This is a genomic window from Arthrobacter sp. efr-133-TYG-120 (genome assembly GCF_030209785.1).
In the GTDB taxonomy this organism is placed as follows: Bacteria; Actinomycetota; Actinomycetes; order Actinomycetales; family Micrococcaceae; genus Arthrobacter.
This window is the reverse complement of the sequence record NZ_JARVRI010000001.1, coordinates 148,367-168,988: the sequence shown is the minus strand read 5'-3', so window position 1 is coordinate 168,988 and position 20,622 is coordinate 148,367. Positions and strand designations below refer to the sequence as shown.

Here is a 20,622-nt window from a genome sequence, read left to right as displayed (position 1 = left end):
TTGCCGTGCGCCAGTCCAGGGTGTGGAATCGGTTAGCAAAGGACGCGGGGGATTCGGCTTCTACTCCAGGAGGTGCTCATGTCGGTGAAAGGCCCAGGCAGTGCGACGAAGGGGTCGAACCGGACCAACCCCGATCTTCGACGGGCGGACCCGTCCTCGGCGCCAGCCGATCGGCCCGAAAACATCCGCAACGTCGTCCTGATTGGCCGCTCGGGCGCGGGAAAGACGATGCTGCTCGAATCACTCCTTTACGCTGCCGGGGTGGTGAGCCGCATGGGTTCGATCGTGGATGGCACCACCGTGAGCGACTCGGAAGCGACGGCCATCCACCAGCAGCGATCCATCGGGCTGTCCGCGGCGCCCTTGGTCTTCGACGACATCAAAGTGAACCTTCTCGACACCCCGGGCTACGCCGATTTCATGGGAGAGCTGCGCGCGGGGCTGCGTGCCGCGGATGCGGCTCTGTTCGTAGTGTCGGCCGTTGACGGCGTCGACGCCGGAACCACCGCCCTGTGGGGTGAATGCGAGCGCGTTGGCATGCCCAGGGCCGTGGTCATCAGCCGGCTTGACCATCCCCGGGCGAACTACGATGCCGTCCTGGCCGAATGCCGGTCCGCCTTCGGCGATTCTGTCCTTCCCCTTCATTTGCCGGTCCGCACCGCGGACGCTGTTTCCGGAGTGCTCGGGCTGCTTTCGGGCTCGGTGTCGGAGTACACCCCCGGGGAACCACGGCCCGCGGTCCGGGCGGCGACAGCGGCGGAACTGGCCGGCGCGGAAGGTGTCCGGGGGGAACTCATCGAGGGCATCATTTCCGAGAGCGAGGACGAGACCTTGATGGACCGGTACCTCGGCGGCGAGGACGTCCCCATCGATACCCTCGTGGAAGATCTGGAGACCGCGATCGTCCGGGGGACGTTCTTTCCGGTCCTGGCCAGCTCTTCCGTGACCGGAGTCGGCACGGCCGAACTCTTGGAAGTGCTGACCCGCGCCTTTCCGCCTCCGACTGAGCGAAGCCTCCCGACGGTGACTGACCTGGGCGGGACACCCTTGGAACCCCTGGCATGCGATCCGGACGGTCCGCTCCTTGGCGAAGTGGTGCGGACTACTGTTGACCCGTTCCTGGGACGGGTGTGCCTTGTCCGGGTCTTCTCAGGGACGCTGCGAGAGGACTCTGCCGTGCATGTGGGTGGACACGGCCTGGCTGAGCGCGGGCACCCCGACCACGACAGCGACGAGCGGATCACCCACCTGTACTCCCCGTTGGGCTCAAGCCTGCGGCCGGTGCAGTTCGCCGTGGCCGGAGACATTTGCGCGCTGGCGAAGGTGGCGAGCGCCGAAACGGGAGACACGGTTTCCGCGCGCGAGGCTCCACTGCTCGTGGAAACCTGGGACATGCCCGAGCCGCTGATGCCTGTGGCGATCGAAGCAGCCTCGCACGGCGATGAAGACGCGCTGTCCAAGAGCCTGGCCAAGGTCGCGGCGGGAGATCCGACCCTGAGGGTGGAGCGCAACTCCGAGACGCACCAGCTGGTCCTGTGGTGCATGGGGGAGGCCCACTCGGAGGCAGTCCTGGACCGTTTGCGCGAGCAGGGGGTGAAGCTGCAGACCGTGGATGTCATTACCCCGCTCCGGGAGACCTTTGCCGCCCAGTCCGCGGGCCACGGACGCTATGTCAAACAATCCGGCGGCCACGGACAGTACGCGATCTGCGATATCGAAGTGGAACCCCTTGAACGCGGGGGAGGCTTCGAATTCGTGGACAGGATTGTTGGCGGGGTCATCCCCGGCACGTATGTTGTGTCGGTCGAGAAAGGCGTCCGGACCCAGATGAGCAAGGGGGTGCGGGCAGGTTTCCCGGTGGTCGACATCAGGGTGATCCTGGTGGGCGGCAAGACCCACAGCGTCGATTCATCGGACGCGGCTTTCCAGGCCGCTGGCGCTTTGGCCTTGCGGGAAGCCGCCGCGGCGGGCAGCATTCAACTGCTCGAACCGATTTCGGCCGTGACGGTCCTTGTGGCCGACGAGCACGTGGGCGGGGTCATGAGCGATCTGTCCTCCCGCCGCGGGCGCGTCACCGGAACGACATCCGTGGGCGGAGAGCGTACTGAGATCAGCGCCGAAGTGCCGGAGCAGGAACTGCTGCGGTACGCGATCGTGCTGCGGGGACTGACGGCGGGCAGCGGTCGATTCCGCCGGGAGTACTTGCGGCACGAGCCGTTGCCGCCCGGCATAGCCGTCGCCTCGGCGAAAGCCTGAGGCTCAGAGTCTCCTTCCAGGTCAGCGGTTCTTGCGAAGGAACGCTGAAACGGGAGGTGCCAATGAGGCCCCCACCTCCGCAGCGCTCTTCTTGACTCCCGCGCGGCCAAAGGAATGGTCGCCGCCCTCCCACCACTCGATGGTGGCGGCGGGGCCGATCCGGGCCACCACGTTTTCGAGCAGCTCGGGCGTCGCGAAAGCGTCCCGCGTGCCCTGCAGGAAGAGCATCGGCAGCGTGAGCCCGTAAAGGTGCTCGTCACGGAGCTTCTCGGGTTTTCCGGGCGGGTGCAGCGGGTAGCCGAGATAGACGAGTCCCTCGGCGGGCATGCCTTCGGCCACTGCCATCGACGCCATGCGACCGCCGAAGGACTTGCCGGCCGCCCACAGCGGTTCTCCCTCCGAACGGGACGCGGCTTCCGCCATGACGGCCCGCCAGGCCGCGATAGCCGCGGGAGGTCGGTCGGGGAACTTCTTGCCGGCTTCCCGGTAGGGGAAGTTGAAGCGCAAGGTCGCGACGCCGTCGTCGTTCAAAGCGTGCGCGAGGCCGCCCAGGAACGGATGCTCCATGCCCGCCCCGGCTCCGTGGGCGAGAACGAGGGTCGCGACCGGGTTGTCCGGTCGGCCGTAGATACCGGAGACCGGTGTGCCGTCGACGTCGATCGTGACACTGGATTCGGCGGTACGCATGCTCACTCGAATCGGGAGGGATCGCCGGTGCCGCGCCTGACCACTTCCGCGGTGCCGCTCGAGAAGTCCACCACCGTGGTGGGCTCTGCGCCGGTGTCGCCGGAGTCGATCACGGCTTCCACCAGATTGTCCAGGCGTTCCTTGATCTCCCAGCCTTGGGTCAACGGCTCCTCCTCGTCGGGGAGCAGCAAGGTGCTGGAAAGGAGCGGTTCGCCCAGTTCGGCCAGGAGGGCCTGGACAAAATTATGGTCCGGAATCCGCACGCCTACCGTTTTCTTCTTGGGGTGCAGGAGGCGGCGGGGGACTTCCTTGGTGGCAGGCAAGATGAACGTGTAGCTACCCGGTGTGACGGCCTTGATGCTTCGGAACACATCGTTGTCGATCATGACGAACTGACCGAGCTGCGCGAAGTCCTTGCAGACCAAGGTGAAATGGTGCTTGCTGTCCAGCTGCCGGATCGAGCGGATCCGGTCGAGGGCTTCCCTGTTGCCGATTTGTGCGCCGAGCGCGTAGCAGGAATCGGTGGGATAGGCGATGAGCCCGCCGGACTGGAGGATATTCACCACCTGGGCAATTGCGCGTGGTTGGGGGTCCTGCGGGTGGACATCGAAGAATCTTGCCATGCCACGAGCTTACGGGCAGGCCGTACTTCAGGACAGGACATCCTTGCTGGTGAACTTGCCATAAGCCAACGCGCCGGCCGCCACGACGTAGGCCGCCTGCAGCAGGGCATTGTCGCCGAGGCTCGTCCACGAGATGGGTTGGCGCAAGAGGTCGGCGAAACCCAACCAGTAGTGGCTGAACAGCCACGGGTGCAGCCACTCCAATTGCGGCAGGTTGTCGGCCACTTGTGACACCACGGACAGGACGATCGTTGCGGCCATGGCCCCGACCGGCACGTCCGTGAAGGTGGATATTGCCAGCCCGATGGCGGAGAGCCCCAACAGTGACACAGCAATGTACGCGGCTATCAGCAGGGAACGCACCACTGATTCGCCGACGCCGATCGTGTCGCCGGAGAGCAGGGTAACGGGACCTACCGGGAAGAGCGCGACGCCGGCCAGCGCACCGGCGGCGGCCACCGTAAGGGTCGCTGCCAGGCAGAAAGCCGCGGCGGACGCGTACTTGATCAACAAGAGGCGGACGCGTCCCGCCGGGGCGACGAGCAAGTACCTGAGCGTGCCAAGGTTCGCTTCTCCGGCAATCGTGTCGCCTGCCACCACTCCGATCGTGAGGGGAAGGAACAAGGGCACGGAGACGATCATTGCCGTGACGCCGACGAAAAGCCCGTTCTGGGTGATGCGATCAAGGAACGGCGGACCACGCCCTGGCGCCACGGGATGCGAGCTCAGCTTGACCGCCGCGGCAATGAGGATCGGGATCGCCGCGAGCGCGAGGAGCATGGCCCATGTCCGCAGCCGCCTGAACAGCACCGAGAGCTCGGAGGCCATGAGTGCCAACGAGCTTGATAGCCGGGTGTTTGTTACCAGGCCGCCCTGCGCGGCAGTCGTGAATTCGGTTCCGCGTTCAGCCGGCAATGTCGAAACCCTCTCCGGTCAGGGAGACGAAGCGCTCCTCCAGGCTGGCGTCCTCCACGCCGAAGCCCCGCACCCGGACGCCGTCGGACACGAGGGCAGCCACGATCGCCTCGGGAGCCACCCCGTACCCCGGCGGCCCGGTGCTGACGAGGCTCTGGCCATCGGCACCGTGCGATCCGGGCAGCGGCACTGACAGTTCCGATTGCAGGCCCAGCCTGGAGAGGACACGGACAGCGGCCTCAATATCGGGCGTGTGGAGCCGGATCGTGGCCGTTCCCGCGGCGCGCAGTTCGTGCAGGGTTCCTTGCGCCACGAGTTTGCCTACGCTCATGACACCCACATGGGTGCACATCTGTTCCACTTCCGCGAGGAGGTGGCTGGAGACGAACACGGTGGTGCCCCCGGCGGCGAGGGAGCGGACCAGGCCGCGCACCTCCCGGGTCCCTTGCGGATCCAGGCCGTTGGTGGGTTCATCGAGGACAAGCAGTTCCCTCGGCCGCAGCAGGGCATGTGCAATTCCCAGCCGCTGCTTCATCCCGAGCGAATAGGCGCGCACCTTTTTGCCCGCGGCATGGGACAACCCCACCCTCTCGAGCGCTTCATCCACCCGTGCGGCCCTGGTCCGCGGGGATGCGTGAAGATCGGCGCTGTCCAATCGCCGAAGGTTCGCCGCCCCGGACAGGAAAGGGTAGAAGGCCGGGCCTTCCACGAGCGAGCCCACGTTGGGCAGGACCGTTGCCAGTTGGCGCGGCATATCGCCACCCAGAACCCGGATGCGGCCGTTCGTGGCGGCCGCCAATCCAAGCAGCAACCGGATGGTGGTGGTCTTGCCCGAGCCATTTGGACCGAGGAAGCCAAAGACTGAACCGCGCGGAACCGCCAAGTCGACGTCCTCGACGGCGGCCCGGTGGCCAAAGCGCTTGCTGAGGCCTTGCGTCTCTATCGCCAGTTCAGCCGGCGGGGATGCCTCCGTCATTTCGTGGCGGCTGCGGCCTGCAACCGCTCAAGTGGCACCATTCCCGCGAAGACGCGGCCGTCGTCGAGCATCAAGACAGTTACCAGGCTGGTGATCACTGCACGGCCGCCCGCTACCGGCTGGGTGAGCTGGGCCACCATCGGAGCCGAGCGGACATCGGCGGGCACGGTCCCCGAGGGCATGGCGATCACTGCGTCCCAGCCGGTTCCCGTGACTGTTGGCCGGCCCCCGGTTGCCTTTACCTGCGGTGCTTGCCCGGTCTTACCGGGGAGGGTACGCGGTTGCGGGGTTGCCTTCTCTTCCACGGCGGCACCGCGGGGCGGAGTGAAACTGAACAGGGCGGCGTCGGGCGCCGACAAGCTCACGTCAATGAACGCGAGCGAAAAGGCCGCCGCGGCCTGGCCCCGTGCCCGCACCTCGACGCCGAGCGGCAGGCCGGAGGCGGAGTCGACGGCGATTGTCACGGAATCGACCAGCGTGCCGGTACTCCGCGGCTTGATCACCAGTTGGTAGGCCGTGCGGCCGGCCACCGCGGTTCCGTCGCCCACGGTCACGTCTGTTGTAGGCCCGACGGCGGCGAGGAAGTGCTGCGCGACGACATCAGGCGTGATCGCTCCGGGAGTAGGCGTCGCGTGCGGGGCCGCAGCGCGGGCCGGTTCGGCGGGCATCGTCATGTGCGCCGCACTGTTGTCGGCCGAGTTGTAGAGCCAGAGATCGTTGCCGTTGCGGACGAGGTCGCGCTCGGCGAGCATGTCCATCACCTGGAACCTGGCCTTGGCGGGGCCGTCCAGGTAGACCCGGACCGTGTGGGATCCGCTCAACAGTTCCATGACCGAAGCGGGGCCTTGGGTTGCCGTTGGCCCGACGGAGGGGAGCTGGGGGAGTCCCAGATCGGAACTTTGTTGAAGGGTTCCGGACAAAGCATGGACGTCGGCCCGGCCGATCATCGCGATAACTTCCTCTGCCGTTTTAGGAGGCAGGCTCGTCGCAGCTCCCGCCTGGTAGGAACCAGCGAGGGCCGCCGCAGCAAGGGCTACCGGAACCAGCGCGGCCGGCAACCAACGCAACCAAGGACGGGTCATGACAACCTCGCGAACCATCCACCATCGGCGAAGTTCATGCTTCCAGCGTACGCCTGCTGCCCGGAGTGATCACCCGTTCTTGGCCCCTAAGCTTCCAGCGTCCTCCGCACGAAGTCCGCGCTGGGCCGTGAATAGGCGGCCCCCAAGCGCTCGAACAAGGCGATTCCCGCCATGCCCGGCCAATCCTCGGGAAGGAATTCCGCCGGCAGCCCCGGATCAAGGTACGGAATGATCCGCCAGCGGTCGATGCAACGGACGTAACGGGCGAAGGTTTCGGCCGAGGCCGGGCCGCCGTCGGAACCGCTGTCTTGGCCGCCGTCGTCCGCCGCGGAACCTTGATGCCGGATGAAGTCGCGATGCAGTTCTGCCACGGTGTCCAGGTCCCACCATGCGGATGCGGCCTCGCGGAGGCTGCCGCCCACCAAGGGGGTGTCCGTCACGAACACCGTGGCCATTCCGCGCAACCCCAGGTCCTCGAGGATCTCCTCCACTTCCACCCTGAGCGAATCCGGGCAGATCCACAGCCCTGCTGCCACCGTGCCGCAGCCGATCCAGTGCAATCTCCGCCGCAATTGGTGCCGCTTTTCCCGCTCCGTTTCCGGAATGGAAAAGGACACGAGGCACCAGCGGTCCGCGGGGGACATCAGGCGGGGGTTGAAGATCCGCCGGTCTCCGCGGGCAAGCATCGTGGCGGCGCCCTCGGTGACGGCGAAGCCGGGAACACCTTCACGGAGCTGAGGAAGGACGATTTCCTTCTTCTTCAACCGTGACAAGGCCGTTCGGGACACGGCAGCGGTCACGCCAAGGGCCTCCATGAGGACGATGATGTGCCTTGTGGACATCCATCCGCCGGCATCGCGCAGGTACAAGCCGATGACGGTCCGCAGCAACGACGTGGTACTCCCGGGCCGGGAGTCCATGTCGTCGAGGACGGCACTCACAGGAGTTCGGTCAGGGCGTCCCGGATGGCGGTCACTCCCAGCTCAACCTCCGCGTAGCTGGTGCTGAGCGGCGAGAGCCCGATCCGCAATCCGTGCGGCGGACGGAAATCTGGAATGACACCCCGCTCCCAAAGCGTCCGTGTCACCTCGCCGAACAGGGGATGGTCCACCGTGATGTGCGAGCCACGCTCTGCGGTGTTGCGCGGGCTGACAATCTCGACGCCGAGGGGGGCCAGCATGTCCTCAGCCAAGGCAACTGCGTACTCCGTCAGCTTGATGGACTTCTCCCGCACCGCATCCATGCCCACTGATGCGATCAGCTCAACCATGTCCTTGAGCGGCTGCATGGCCAGCACCGGGGGAGTTCCGGTGATGAAGCTGCGGATCCCACGGGCCGGGGTGTAGCTTTCCGTCATGCCGAAGGGGTTGTCGGCGCCCATCCAGCCCCAGATGGGCTGTTGCAGTCGGTCCTGCTGCGACGCGTTGACGTACGCGAACGCGGGGGAGCCCGGGCCGCCATTGAGGTATTTGTAGGTGCAACCAACAGCAAGGTCCACACCCCAGGCGTCCAGTTCGAGGGGCACCGAGCCTACCGAGTGGCACAAGTCCCAGAGCATGAGCGCTCCGGCTTCCTTGACCATCGCGGTGATCGCCGCGGCATCCGCCAGAAAACCCGAACGGTATGCCACGTGGCTGAGTACGACGACGGCGGTCCGCTCGCTGAGCAGTCCCTCGAGGTCCGTGGTCCGGACGCCGCTGGCCGGGTTGGAAGCGACCCACTTGATGGTGGCGCCCTTCTCCGCGGCGATGCCCTCGATGATGAAACGGTCCGTGGGGAAGTTGTCCCGGTCCACCACAATCTCATCGCGGCCCGCTTGGGCGTCGACCGCTGCCCGGATGAGCTTGTAGAGCATCACGGACGTGGAATCCCCCACGGTCACCTGGCCGGCGGCCGCGCCGAGGGTCACGACGCCGATGCGGTCGCCCACTGCGGTGGGCTCATCCATCCACTGTTCGTCCCAGCCGCGGATAAGGCGGCTGCCCCAGGCGTCCTCGACGAAGGACGCGAGCTTCGCCGATGTCGCCTTGAGCGGCCTGCCGAGCGAGTTCCCGTCAAGGTAGGCCGTGAGCTGGCCGTCCGACGGGGCGTAAAAGGCCTCACGCTGCCCGGCGAGGGGATCCGCGGCGTCGAGCTCTGCCGACGTCGGCCGTTGCGTTTGCTGCACGCTGTTCATGTCTCTCCTGAAGAAAGCGATGGGGTTGCTTGGAATTTGCTGTTCAGTTGCCGATCTCGGTGCGGACGGCGTAGAGCTCCGGGAAGAAAGTGAGGTCAAGGGCCCGCTTGAGGAAGTCGACGCCGGAGGAGCCTCCCGTGCCCACCTTGAATCCGATGGTCCGCTGCACGGTACGCAGGTGGCGGAAGCGCCACGCGTGGAAGTTGTCCTCGATGTCCACAAGGTCTTCGCACGCTTCGTAGAATCCCCAGGGTGTGGCTTCCGATTCGTAGATCTCCTGGAAGACCGGTACCAGATCCTTCTGGAACGTCCACGGTTCGCTCGTGTCACGTTCAAGGATTTCGGCCGGAACACCATAACCGGCCCGCGCCAGCACTGCGAGGAAGGCGTCGTAAAGAGTCGGCTCCTCCAACAGGGTACTGAGCTGGCTGTGCGCCGCCGGATCGCTCTCGAAGACCCGGAGCATGCCGCGGTTCTTGTTGCCCAGCAGGAACTCGACGCCGCGGTACTGGTGGGACTGGAAGCCTGACGAACTGCCCAGGAAGCGCCGGAATTCGGAATACTCGCGGGGAGTGAGCGTGCCCAGGACAGACCACTGCTCGGTCATGGTCCGCTGGATCGCCTTGACGCGTGCGATGCATTTGAGGGCTTTGGCAAGGTTGTCCACATCAAGGAGCCGGCGGGCTTCAAGAAGCTCATGCAGGATCAGCTTGAGCCACAGTTCGCTGGTCTGGTGCTGGATGATGAACAGCATTTCGTCATGGTGTTCCGGGGTGCTCAACGGGTGCTGGGCCGTGAGGAGGCGGTCAAGGTCCAGATACCCGCCATAGGACATGGCCTGGCTGAAGTCGGTGCGGACCGAATCCTCGATGGGCCTGATTCCCTGGGCCCTGATGGTCTCTTCGGAGTGGCCGGTGCGGTTTTCCATGCATTGAGATTATCACTTATGTGACGAACGTCAAGATAGTGAATTTCCGGACGGTCCCGGTGGCGTTCCAAAGCGCTTGCCTTACGCTGGCTTTGTTGGCACGTCCGGGAGGGGGCTGCATGACCACCGTGTCGCTGTATCTGGATGTCGACGGCGTGGTGAACCCCTTCGGTCCCCTGGGCTTCACCGATTGGGGTACGGAATGGAAAATCGCCGACGCCGGAATCCTGGACGTCGTCTACGCGTCCGAACTGGTTGACGAACTCAATGACCTGGCCGCCCACCCCGCGGCGAGGTTTGTATGGTTGACCACGTGGCAGCGGCTCGCGCCCGAGTTCCTATGCCCCGCCATCGGTCTCCACGGCGAGCATTGGCCCGTCTTGACCAGCGATGGTTGGGACCAGACTGCCGATTGGTGGAAGCTGGACGTCTTGCAGAAGGACGTCCAGGAGTCCGGAGCCGAACGGATCGTGTGGATGGACGATCAGCTGGACCATGAAGCCGCGGCCCGGTCCTGGGCCGAGTTTCTCGGCAACCGTGTGCTGTGGATCTCACCGGATCCGCGGCGGGGCCTGTCACGCAGCGATATCGCGGCTGTTCGGCAATTCCTTGGATGATTCGATGTTTGGCCATGCCGGCAATGGCACGTAAGATTCTTAAGGTTTCACGCCCGCCATAGTTAATTCCGCCAGTACAGTCAGATGAACGCGTGCTGAACTGTTTTTTGTTGGGCAGGCCCCGGGGAAGTGGAACTGCGCATCATCGACTCTGCAGATTGGGCACCAGGTGGGAATCACCTTCATGGTCGCGCTTGTCATAGCGCTGGCCTTATTTTTTGACTTCACCAACGGGTTCCACGACACTGCGAACGCCATGGCGACTCCGATCGCCACGGGTGCCATCAAACCCAAGACGGCTGTTGCCTTGGCCGCGGTGCTCAACCTCGTGGGCGCGTTCCTCTCGACCGAAGTGGCAAAGACCATTTCGGGCGGCCTGATCCGCGAGGGCACGGACGGTATCCACATCACGCCGGAGATCATCTTCGCCGGGCTGATGGGGGCCGTCCTGTGGAACATGTTCACGTGGCTCAAGGGGCTGCCGTCCAGTTCTTCGCACGCGCTTTTTGGCGGCCTCATCGGCGCTGCGATCGTCGGCATCGGATTCCACGCCGTCAACTTCGACACCGTGCTCCAGAAGGTGATCCTTCCGGCCGTCTTCTCGCCACTGCTCGCCGGTGCCGTGGCCTATCTGTGCACCAAGCTGGCCTACCTCCTGACGTCCCGGCATGACCCCGAAACCGGCGACAAGCTGACCCAGAAGCGCGGCGGATTCCGTACCGGCCAGATCTTCACTTCGAGCCTCGTCGCCTTGGCCCACGGTACCAACGACGCGCAAAAGACCATGGGCATCATCACCCTCGTCCTGATCGCCGCCGGAACCCAGCCGGCCGGCAGCGGCCCGCAGCTCTGGGTCATCGGGGCCTGCGCACTCGCCATCGCCATCGGAACCTATGCGGGTGGCTGGCGCATCATCCGGACCATGGGCTCGGGGCTGACCGACGTCAAGCCAGCCCAGGGCTTCTCCGCGGAAGCCAGCACGGCATCAGCCATCCTCGCTTCCTCCCACCTCGGCTTCGCGCTCTCCACCACGCAGGTGGCCTCCGGTTCGGTCATCGGCTCGGGACTCGGGCGCAAAGGCACCACGGTGCGCTGGGGAACGGTGGGGCGCATCGCCACCGGCTGGCTCTTCACCCTCCCTGCGGCTGCCATCGTGGGCGCTTTGACGGCGTTCCTCATCGGCACCGGTACCGTCGGGGTGGTCATCGCCGCAGTCGTGGGCACCGCCGTCGTCGTCTACATGTTCATTTACTCGAGGAAATCGCACGTGGGCCACCACAACGCCGTGGAAGTCGAGGAAGCCGGCACCGCAGTCCGCTTCCGCAAGAAGAAGGCTAGAAAACAGAACCTGAGCAAAAGCGCGAGTAAGGACATCCAGGCATGAAGTGGTTTGATCTGGTGGAGGTAGCCGGCGCGACCCTTGTGGCGGCCGTTCTCCTCGTCGTGCTGTATTCGCTCGGTGTCCGCCTCACCGCCATCGCGGGCGACGCCCGGCAGAAATCGCCGGGCATGGTCCGGTCGCTCGCCTACGCTTGTTTTGCGGCCTGCGGCATCGCCGTGCTTTTCGGGATCTACCTGATCGTTCCGTACTTCTCGAAGTAGCTGTGAACGCTGCTGCCTGATGGGTAGGGTGGGGCCATGGCGGATTTCCAGTACTACGTGGCATCCTCGCTTGACGGGTTCATCGCCACGAAAGAAGACGATCTTGGCTGGCTGCTCCAGTTCGAAGAGGCCGAGGGCGTCACCGAAAGCTATGAAGACTTCATGGCGGGCATCGGCTGCATTGTCATGGGCGGCCAAACGTACCGCTGGCTCATGGAACACGAACCGGGCAAGTGGCCCTACCAGGGTGTTCCATGCTGGATCTTCACCCACCGCGAATACGCCGCGCCGCCCGGCGCGGACGTCACATTCGTCCGTGGCGAGGTTGAGGAATTCGCGCCGGACCTGATTGCCGACGCCGGCGACAAGAACGTGTGGCTGGTTGGCGGCGGAAACCTCGTGGCCCAGTTCGCCAAGGCCGGCCTGCTGGACGAGATGATTGTCACCCTGATTCCGGTCGCTTTGGGTTCCGGCAAGCGCTTGTTGCCTGTTGAAAGCCCGACGGCGCCCCTTGAGTTGGTCTCCTCCCGCACCCTGGGTAGCGCGGCAGTAGAGGTGCGCTACAGGTTCCCCGCGCGTGCCGGTTCAGCGGGCCCTGTTCTCCCGGATCATGTTGGTGATCCGGGCAGTTGAGAGTCGCCGGCCGTGATCGTCGGTCATGACAATTTCATGGGTGGCGAGCGTGCCGCCCAAGTGGATGGCCGTGCAAGTGCCGGTGACCAGGCCGCTCGCAATGGAGCGATGGTGGGTTGCGCCCACCTCGATTCCCACCACGTGGCGCCCGGCTCCGGCATGCAGGGCTGCCGCGAAGGAGCCCAGCGTTTCGGCGAGGACCACGTGGGCTCCGCCGTGGAGGATGCCGGCAACCTGGGTATTGCCTTCGACCGGCATGGTGGCAACGGTCCGTTCAGGGCTCAGTTCCAGGAACTTGATGCCCATCTTCGCTACGAGGGAACCCACGCCATAGCGGGAAAGCCAACCGTGCAACTCTTGCGGAACGCCGGCCGCATTGAGTTCGTCGGTGAACGGGCCCGGCGTGAAATTGTCCATCATGGCAACTAGGCTGGCACCTGTGAGCGAAACAACCAAACCGGACTCAGTTCCAACGGCAACGTCAACGGCAACCGCAAGCGCAGTGTCAACTGCCACCGCAACGGCACCAGACCCTTCAACAACCACTGCGGGCACGGCGGCCGGTGGCCGGCCGAGGCTCCTGGTCCTCGACGGTCACTCGATGGCGTTCCGGGCGTTCTATGCCCTGCCGGCAGAGAACTTCGCCACATCCTCGGGCCAGCACACCAACGCCGTGCATGGCTTCACCTCGATGTTGATCAACCTCATCAAGGACCAGAAGCCCACCCACGTTGCGGTGGCCTTCGACGTCTCGGACGACACGACGTTCCGCAAGGCGGAGTACAGCGAATACAAAGGTGGCCGCAACGAGACGCCGCAGGAATTCCGCGGGCAGATCGATCTCATCGACCAAGTCATGGAAGCGTGGGGCATCAAGACCATCAAGATGCCCGGGTACGAGGCAGACGACATTCTTGCCACACTCGCGGCCCGGGGAGAGGCCGCAGGTTACGAAGTCCTCCTGGTTTCAGGGGACCGTGACGCTTTCCAGCTCATCACGGACAACGTGTTCGTCCTGTACCCGAAACAGGGTGTTTCCAATATTCCCCGCATGGACGCGGCAGCGATCGAAGAAAAGTACTTCGTTCCCCCGTCCCGCTACTCCGATCTCGCCGCGCTGGTAGGGGAGTCCGCCGACAACCTCGCCGGCGTTCCCGGCGTCGGCCCCAAGACCGCGGCCAAGTGGATCAACCTGTACGGCGGCCTCGAAGGGATCCTGGAGAACCTGGATTCGATCGGCGGCAAAGTCGGTGGAGCCCTCAGGGAAAACATCGACGCCGTCAAGCGGAACCGCCGCCTCAACCAGCTGCTCAAAGACCTTGAGCTCCCTGTGACGCTCGCGGAACTCGAGGAGCCGCGCCCGAACCGCCAGGAGGTCGAGACTCTCTTCGACACCCTTGAATTCAAGACCCTCCGCGCCCGGCTGTTCGCACTCTATGGCGACGACACCGCTGGCGCGCCCCCCGAAACCATCGACGCGCCCGACTACAAGATCCTGGACGACGCCGCCGCCCTGGAGGAGTTCTTCGCCGCCGGTACGGGGAGCCGTGCCGCCGTCGCCGTGCAGTTGGTTCCCGGGCGGATCGGTGACGACGCCTCTGCCCTCGCGATCGTGCGTGCCAACGGGGCGGCCTACATCGAGTTGTCATCCTTGGACGCGGCGGCCGATGCCGTCCTTGCCAAGTGGCTTCAAGACCCCGAAGAAGCCAAGGTCATGCACGAGTTCAAGGACGCGTTGAAGGCCCTGAACCACCGTGGACTCGGCCTGGAAGGCGTGGTGGACGACACTGCCATTTCGGGCTACCTGATCCAGCCGGACCGCCGCAGCTACGAACTCGCCGAGCTCGCCCAGCACCACCTGAGGATCACCGTCGCGGCTGCGGCTGTACAAGCCGGCCAGCTGGAACTCGATCTTGGTGATGGGCCGGACGGGGCCGCCGCCAGCGCGCTCGTCCAGCAGGCCGCCGTCGTGCACACACTGAGCAAGCACTTCGAAAGCGAGCTCGCCGAACGCAAGGCCGAGGCGCTCCTGACCACCTTGGAGCTGCCGGTCGCACGGGTCCTGGCCCAGATGGAACTGTCGGGCATTGCCATCTCCACGGAACGCCTGAACGAACAGCTCGCGGACCTGGCGAAGGTGATCGACAACGCCCAGGAGCAAGCATTTGCCGCGATCGGCCACGAGGTCAATCTTGGCTCGCCCAAGCAGCTCCAGACCGTCCTCTTCGAAGAGCTCGGCCTGCCGAAGACCAAGAAGATCAAGTCCGGCTATACGACGGACGCTGCCTCGCTGAAGGCCCTATTGGAGAAGACCGGCCACGAGTTCCTGGTGCAGCTCATGGCCCACCGGGAATCCTCCAAGCTGGCCCAAATGCTGGAGACCCTCAAGAAATCGGTGGCTGAGGACGGCCGCATCCACACCACGTACGCGCAGAACGTCGCGGCCACGGGGCGTATTTCCTCGAACAACCCCAATCTGCAGAACATCCCGGTGCGCAGCGAGGAAGGCCGGCGGGTCCGCGGAATCTTCGTTGTCAGTGAGGGCTACGAATGCCTGCTGTCTGCCGACTACTCGCAGATTGAAATGCGCATCATGGCCCACCTGTCCGGCGATGAAGGCCTCATCCAGGCGTACAAGGACGGCGAGGACCTGCACCGCTATGTGGGCTCGCACATTTTCAACGTGGCACCGGAAGACGTCACTAGTGCCATGCGCTCCAAGGTCAAGGCCATGTCCTATGGGTTGGCCTACGGACTGACCTCGTTCGGCCTGTCCAAGCAACTGGAAATCTCGGTCGACGAAGCCAGGACCCTCATGAAGGACTACTTCGACCGCTTCGGCGCCGTGCGCGACTATCTGCGCGGCGTGGTGGAGCAGGCCCGGATCGACGGCTACACCGCCACGATCGAAGGCCGCCGTCGCTATCTTCCGGACCTGACCAGCACGGACCGCCAGCACCGCGAGATCGCCGAGCGCATTGCACTGAACTCGCCGATCCAGGGTTCGGCGGCGGACCTCATGAAGCGGGCCATGCTCGGCGTTTCGGCCGAGTTGACCAGCCAGGGGCTGAAGTCCAGGATGCTGCTGCAGGTCCACGACGAACTCGTCCTCGAGGTCGCCCACGGCGAACGCGAAGCCGTCGAAAAGCTCGTCACCGAACAAATGGGGACGGCGGCCGAGCTCACGGTGCCGCTCGACGTGCAGGTAGGCGTCGGTTCCAGCTGGTACGACGCCGGGCACTAGCGGGCCCGCCGGCCTCCATAGCCGTTCTGCATGGGGGCACGCCGCCGATATGGTGGCGTGCCCCCATGCTGTCTGGCTAGGCTCGGGAGGTGGCTGATCCCAAGGAAACAAACGAAAAGTACAACGTCAAGCGCTTTCGTTCCGTCGGCAAGGAGAACCCGGACTACGGACAAGCCCGTGATTGGCTCCGCGCCGTCGGCTTCGGATTCCATGACGAGCAGCGAAGCGATGAGCTCATCGACAAGATCCTCGCGATGTACCAAGCGGACAACCGTGAGTTGACCGGTGTTTACGTCAACGAAGAACCTCCGTTGCATGCGCTCAACCCGGGATTTCCGGTGGCGACATTTGGAACGCTGGAAAACAAGCTGAATGTTGGCTTCGGCGAAGAGCTGCGGACGCGCCAGATCACCGCGGTCACCGTGCGCGGAACGCACCGGCGGCATGGGATCCTGCGCGGGATGATGACCGCCGACCTCGCCGATGCCAAGGACGGCGGCTTCGCCATGGCCGCACTGACCGCATCCGAAGCGTCCATTTACGGCCGCTTCGGTTTCGGCGTCGCGACCTTCGAGCGAAGCATCAAGGTGGACACCGGTCCGAAGTTCCGCATCCGTCATGAGCCCGTTGGCCGGGTGGAGATCGCCGATCCACGCGTCCTCCTGGACCTAGCGCCCGAGGTATTCGAACAGGTCCACCACCGTACGCCGGGGTCCATCGTGAGGCAGGACTCCTACCGCCATCACGTGTCCGGGGCGATGACTCGTGACGGCAGCGAAGACAAGGCCATCAAATGTGCGCTCCACTATGCACCGGACGGCATCATCGACGGCTACGTGTCATACAAGTTCGCCGGCTGGGACACCAAGCCGTACACGGTGGAAATCGTGGACCTTGTCGCCGCGACGGACTCCGCGTACCTGGAACTGTGGCAATTCCTGGGCAGCATCGATCTCGTCGAACAGGTTTCCTGGCCCGACGCTCCCGTTGAAGACCCCCTTGTATGGGCGCTCGAGGACGGACGCTGCATTGCGTCTTCCGACTACCGCGACATGTTGTGGTTGCGCGTCCTGGACGTCCCTGCAGCCTTGTCAGCCCGCCGCTACAGCGCCGATGGACGGTTGGTCCTGCAGATCCGGGATGCGCTCGGTTTTGCCGACGGTACCTGGGAATTGACGTCCGACGGCGGCGTTGTCACCGTCAATGCGGCGGATGGCGGGAGCCCTGACCTGAGCATGGACGTCACCGATTTGGGGTCTGTCTATTTGGGTGCCGTCAATCCTGTAACCTTGGCTTCGGCTGGCCGGATCCGCGAGCACACGGCAGGAGCAGCATTGGCTGCCCGGCACATGTTCGCCGTCGAACGTCCAGCCCATTGCCTGACGCACTTCTAGGCGCATCTCCACCCACACACTCGATCTACAACAGAAGAGGATTCCATGGGGGAATTCCAGCCGGGGGGCCACTCCTCCGGCCCATCAGGGCTGCCGGGCCGGCGGTCCTTGCTGGCGGCTGCCGCCGGACTCGCGATGACCGGCCTGGCGGCCTGCGCCCAACAACCGGCAGCCGCCCCCGCGCCACGCCCCGCAACGGTTTCAACGCCGGTCGTGGACGAGGCCGGCCAGAATCCGGTGGTGCCCGAAACGCGGCCGGTGCCGCCGTCGAGGTCCCAGGTTGTAGCTGAATTTTCCGCGCGCAAGCCCGTCGAATGGGGTCTTGGGGTCCCCGGCGTGGTCTCGAAAACGGCGTCGACGCATGCGGTCCTCACGTTCGATGCTTGCGGTGGCCCCCAAGGCTCGGACTGCGATCAACGATTGCTCAAGACCCTCCGCAAGCTCAACGTTCCCGCCACCTTGTTCGTCAATGGCCGGTGGATCAAGGCCAATCCCGGGCTGGCGGCCGAGCTCGCGGCCGATCCTTTGTTCGAGCTCGGCAACCACGGCTTCCGGCACCAGCCCCTATCGGTCAACGGACGCTCGGCGTACGGAATCCCGGGCACCGCCAATGCGGGTGAAGTGTATGACGAAATCATGGGCAACCAAGAGGTCATGGAGCGGCTTTCCGGCAAAGCCCCACGCTTCTTCCGGGCCGGAACCGCCTACTACGACGACGTCGCGGCGGCGATCACCAATGCCCTCGGACTGGTACCCGTGAGCTTCACGGTGAACGGCGACGGCGGCGCGACCTTCCCGGCACCGACGGTCGCGGGCGAAGTGGGGAAAATTGCCGCAGGTCACGGCGCCGGCCAGATTGTGATCTCGCATTTCAACCAGCCCGCCGGCGGTACCGCGGAGGGCTATGCCCGCGCCCTTCCGGGCCTGCTGGACCGTGGCGTGACGTTCGCGCGGCTTGGTGACACGCTGCCGCTTTGACCCTCCTTGAGGCAAACGACTAGAATGAACGGGCGCATACTACGTGCGCGCAAATTTACAATCCACAATTCAGGATGACCCGGCGTTTGCCGTGTCCTGCGGACCGGCAACGGGAAGCGGGCGGTTTGCCTGACCGATACTCTATCCACAACGGAGCCCCTACTACATGACCATCACCTCCACCGAGAAGCCCGGTACCCCCGTAGTCGCGATCAACGACATCGGTACCGCTGAGGACTTCCTCGCAGCTGTCGACGCCACCATCAAGTACTTCAACGACGGAGACCTCGTCGAAGGTATCGTCGTCAAGGTTGACCGCGACGAAGTTCTGCTCGACATCGGTTACAAGACCGAAGGTGTCATCCCTTCCCGCGAGCTTTCCATCAAGCACGACGTTGACCCCGGGGACGTCGTCTCCGTTGGCGATCAGGTCGAAGCCCTGGTGCTCACCAAGGAAGACAAAGAAGGCCGACTGATCCTCTCCAAGAAGCGTGCTCAGTACGAGCGTGCCTGGGGCGACATCGAGAAGGTCAAGGAAGAAGACGGTGTTGTCACCGGTACCGTCATCGAGGTTGTCAAGGGTGGTCTTATCCTCGACATCGGCCTGCGCGGCTTCCTGCCCGCATCCCTCGTCGAGATGCGCCGCGTCCGCGACCTTGCTCCGTACATCGGTCAGCAGATCGAAGCCAAGATCATCGAGCTGGACAAGAACCGCAACAACGTTGTTCTTTCCCGCCGTGCATGGCTCGAGCAGACCCAGTCCGAGGTTCGCTCCACGTTCCTCAACAAGCTGGAAAAGGGCCAGGTTCGTCCCGGCGTCGTTTCCTCCATCGTCAACTTCGGTGCATTCGTGGACCTTGGCGGCGTAGACGGCCTCGTTCACGTTTCCGAGCTGTCCTGGAAGCACATCGACCACCCGTCCGAGGTTGTCGAGGTTGGCCAGGAAGTCACCGTCGAGGTTCTCGAAGTGGATCTGGACCGCGAGCGCGTGTCCCTGTCCCTCAAGGCCACGCAGGAAGACCCGTGGCAGACCTTCGCCCGCACCCACGCCCTCGGCCAGGTTGTTCCGGGTAAGGTCACCAAGCTGGTTCCGTTCGGTGCGTTCGTCCGCGTCGAAGACGGCATCGAAGGCCTCGTTCACATCTCCGAACTGGCTGTCCGCCACGTTGAGCTTGCTGAGCAGGTCGTCTCCGTTGGCGACGAGCTCTTCGTCAAGGTCATCGACATCGACCTCGAGCGCCGCCGCATCTCGCTCTCCCTCAAGCAGGCTAACGAGGGCGTTGACGCTGAGAGCACCGAGTTCGACCCGGCTCTGTACGGCATGGCCGCTGAGTACGACGAAGAGGGCAACTACAAGTACCCCGAGGGCTTCGACCCCGAGTCGAACGAATGGCTCGAGGGCTACGAGACGCAGCGCGCCGCTTGGGAGCAGCAGTACGCTGACGCCCAGGCACGTTGGGAGGCTCACAAGAAGCAGGTTTCCCAGCACGCTGCTGACGACGCCGCTGCTGCCGCTTCCGGCGAGAGCGACTCCGGCACCACCAGCTACTCCTCCGAGCCGGCTGCCACCGAGTCCAACGCGGGCACCCTGGCATCCGACGAGGCACTCGCCGCCCTGCGCGAGAAGCTGACCGGCAACTAATTGCCACTGGCCCGGGTTTCCGGGCCGGATCAAAACGGCTCCTGCGATTCATTCACGAATCGCAGGAGCCGTTTTGTTTAACCCCCTTGCACTGGTTGCCTGCTTGCCTGTGCCTCTCACCCGCGTCCCTCTTGCCCGGCTCCCCACGGCACAGGGGAGGGCATGTCCCGTGGGTGCTCAGGCCTGGACGTCGACCCATTCCGTTCCCCGCAACTGGAGGCCCGAGGCGCCGCCGGTCAGGGATGCCAGCCGCTCACCGGCGTCCGCGATTGCGCCAGGATCATCGGGTAGCGCCACGCGCAGGATTGTCTCCGAGGGCTCGTAGCTAGTTTCGGCCATGACGTAGCCCGCGGAGCGCAGATCGTTTTCCAGCCTCCCGGCCGCTTGGTGGGGCACGGGGATGTCGCACATCCGCAGGCGGCGGCGCTGGACCAGGGGAGCGGAGTCCAGCGCGGCCGAGATCGATTCGGAGTACGCACGGACCAGTCCGCCCGCGCCCAGGAGGATCCCACCGAAATAGCGCACGACGACGGCGCTCACGTCGCTGAGGTCAGCCACCCCAGGCAAGGTCTCGCGTTTGATGAGCGCCTCAAGCATGGGGATGCCAGCTGTTCCGGAGGGTTCGCCGTCGTCGTTGGACCGCTGGATGACGCGGTCCGGACCGAGGACGAATGCCGAGCAGTGGTGCCGGGCGTCATGGAATTCCTTGCGCAGTTCCGCCACCAGGGCGCGGGCGGCGTCCTCGTCGGAAGCGCGGCGCAGCACCGTGATGAAGCGCGAACGTTTGATCTCGAGTTCGTGGCGGAAATCGTCTCCCGGCGCCAATGTTGTGTACGCGGTCGCCCGGCTTTCTTCCTGTTCTGCCACCG

Annotated in this window: 19 protein-coding genes; 9 read left to right on the top strand and 10 right to left on the bottom strand. The window is 64.7% G+C overall.

Annotated elements, in window-relative coordinates; genetic code table 11:
• The first annotated feature begins 78 nt into the window (after positions 1 to 78).
• On the top strand, positions 79 to 2,256 hold the full coding sequence (locus tag QRN51_RS00805; protein ID WP_284988250.1) for an elongation factor G-like protein EF-G2: 2,178 nt from the start codon (positions 79 to 81) through the stop codon (positions 2,254 to 2,256).
• Between the two features lie 21 nt (positions 2,257 to 2,277).
• Here QRN51_RS00805 and QRN51_RS00800 read toward each other — a convergent pair whose 3' ends face one another.
• The 8 genes from QRN51_RS00800 to kynA form a co-directional block, all read right to left on the bottom strand.
• Entirely contained in the window at positions 2,278 to 2,943 is a 666-nt protein-coding gene (locus QRN51_RS00800) for an alpha/beta hydrolase family protein (protein ID WP_284988249.1), read from the bottom strand.
• Positions 2,944 to 2,945: 2 nt separating this feature from the next.
• Positions 2,946 to 3,566 carry an L-threonylcarbamoyladenylate synthase gene (locus QRN51_RS00795; RefSeq protein ID WP_059389303.1) on the bottom strand — a complete coding sequence of 207 codons (621 nt, stop codon included), beginning with the start codon at positions 3,564 to 3,566 and terminating at the stop codon, positions 2,946 to 2,948.
• A gap of 27 nt (positions 3,567 to 3,593) precedes the next feature.
• Positions 3,594 to 4,394 carry an ABC transporter permease gene (locus tag QRN51_RS00790; RefSeq protein WP_284988317.1) on the bottom strand — a complete coding sequence of 267 codons (801 nt, stop codon included), beginning with the start codon at positions 4,392 to 4,394 and terminating at the stop codon, positions 3,594 to 3,596.
• Between the two features lie 76 nt (positions 4,395 to 4,470).
• On the bottom strand, positions 4,471 to 5,457 hold the full coding sequence (locus QRN51_RS00785; RefSeq protein ID WP_284988248.1) for an ABC transporter ATP-binding protein: 987 nt from the start codon (positions 5,455 to 5,457) through the stop codon (positions 4,471 to 4,473).
• On the bottom strand, positions 5,454 to 6,539 hold the full coding sequence (locus QRN51_RS00780) for a LolA family protein (RefSeq protein WP_284988247.1): 1,086 nt from the start codon (positions 6,537 to 6,539) through the stop codon (positions 5,454 to 5,456). The genes QRN51_RS00785 and QRN51_RS00780 overlap by 4 nt, the downstream gene beginning before the upstream one ends.
• 86 nt (positions 6,540 to 6,625) lie before the next feature.
• On the bottom strand, positions 6,626 to 7,480 hold the full coding sequence (locus QRN51_RS00775) for a PaaX family transcriptional regulator (RefSeq protein WP_284988246.1): 855 nt from the start codon (positions 7,478 to 7,480) through the stop codon (positions 6,626 to 6,628).
• Positions 7,477 to 8,715 (bottom strand): kynureninase, encoded by a 1,239-nt coding sequence (kynU, locus tag QRN51_RS00770; protein WP_284988245.1) that lies wholly within the window; start codon positions 8,713 to 8,715, stop codon positions 7,477 to 7,479. The genes QRN51_RS00775 and kynU overlap by 4 nt, the downstream gene beginning before the upstream one ends.
• Before the next feature lie 43 nt (positions 8,716 to 8,758).
• A complete protein-coding gene (kynA, locus tag QRN51_RS00765; RefSeq protein ID WP_284988244.1) occupies positions 8,759 to 9,643 on the bottom strand; it encodes a tryptophan 2,3-dioxygenase in 885 nt (294 codons plus the stop codon).
• 119 nt (positions 9,644 to 9,762) lie between these two features.
• On the opposite strand from kynA, the gene QRN51_RS00760 reads away from it, so the two are divergent.
• From QRN51_RS00760 to QRN51_RS00745, 4 genes are all read left to right on the top strand, one after another.
• Positions 9,763 to 10,260, top strand: a complete 498-nt coding sequence (locus QRN51_RS00760) for an HAD domain-containing protein (protein ID WP_284988243.1) — start codon at positions 9,763 to 9,765, stop codon at positions 10,258 to 10,260.
• A 169-nt stretch (positions 10,261 to 10,429) separates the two neighbouring features.
• Positions 10,430 to 11,644, top strand: coding sequence for an inorganic phosphate transporter (locus tag QRN51_RS00755; RefSeq protein ID WP_059389297.1), 1,215 nt, complete (start codon positions 10,430 to 10,432; stop codon positions 11,642 to 11,644).
• A complete protein-coding gene (locus tag QRN51_RS00750) occupies positions 11,641 to 11,862 on the top strand; it encodes a hypothetical protein (RefSeq protein ID WP_059389296.1) in 222 nt (73 codons plus the stop codon). Before QRN51_RS00755 ends, QRN51_RS00750 begins: the two co-directional genes overlap by 4 nt.
• A gap of 36 nt (positions 11,863 to 11,898) precedes the next feature.
• A complete protein-coding gene (locus QRN51_RS00745) occupies positions 11,899 to 12,495 on the top strand; it encodes a dihydrofolate reductase family protein (protein ID WP_284988242.1) in 597 nt (198 codons plus the stop codon).
• On the opposite strand, the gene QRN51_RS00740 is transcribed toward QRN51_RS00745, so the two are convergent.
• Positions 12,448 to 12,915: a hotdog fold thioesterase gene (locus tag QRN51_RS00740; RefSeq protein WP_284988241.1), complete on the bottom strand. Its 468-nt coding sequence runs from the start codon at positions 12,913 to 12,915 to the stop codon at positions 12,448 to 12,450. The two genes, QRN51_RS00745 and QRN51_RS00740, sit on opposite strands and share 48 nt — an antisense overlap.
• Positions 12,916 to 13,096: 181 nt before the next feature.
• Here QRN51_RS00740 and polA point away from each other — a divergent pair, with 181 nt between their 5' ends.
• The 4 genes from polA to rpsA all read left to right on the top strand — a co-directional run bounded on the left by polA (position 13,097) and on the right by rpsA (position 19,753).
• Positions 13,097 to 15,739 carry a DNA polymerase I gene (gene polA / locus QRN51_RS00735; RefSeq protein WP_284988316.1) on the top strand — a complete coding sequence of 881 codons (2,643 nt, stop codon included), beginning with the start codon at positions 13,097 to 13,099 and terminating at the stop codon, positions 15,737 to 15,739.
• Between the two features lie 89 nt (positions 15,740 to 15,828).
• A complete protein-coding gene (locus QRN51_RS00730) occupies positions 15,829 to 17,133 on the top strand; it encodes a GNAT family N-acetyltransferase (RefSeq protein WP_284988240.1) in 1,305 nt (434 codons plus the stop codon).
• Positions 17,134 to 17,178: 45 nt separating this feature from the next.
• Positions 17,179 to 18,111, top strand: a complete 933-nt coding sequence (locus tag QRN51_RS00725) for a polysaccharide deacetylase family protein (RefSeq protein ID WP_284988239.1) — start codon at positions 17,179 to 17,181, stop codon at positions 18,109 to 18,111.
• A 166-nt stretch (positions 18,112 to 18,277) separates the two neighbouring features.
• The gene (gene rpsA, locus QRN51_RS00720) at positions 18,278 to 19,753 is read left to right on the top strand and encodes a 30S ribosomal protein S1 (protein ID WP_284988238.1); all 1,476 of its coding nucleotides are present in this window, start codon (positions 18,278 to 18,280) and stop codon (positions 19,751 to 19,753) included.
• A 177-nt stretch (positions 19,754 to 19,930) separates the two neighbouring features.
• Here the strand turns inward: rpsA and QRN51_RS00715 are convergent, their stop codons facing one another.
• Positions 19,931 to 20,620, bottom strand: coding sequence for an IMPACT family protein (locus QRN51_RS00715; protein ID WP_284988237.1), 690 nt, complete (start codon positions 20,618 to 20,620; stop codon positions 19,931 to 19,933).
• Positions 20,621 to 20,622 lie beyond the last annotated feature (2 nt).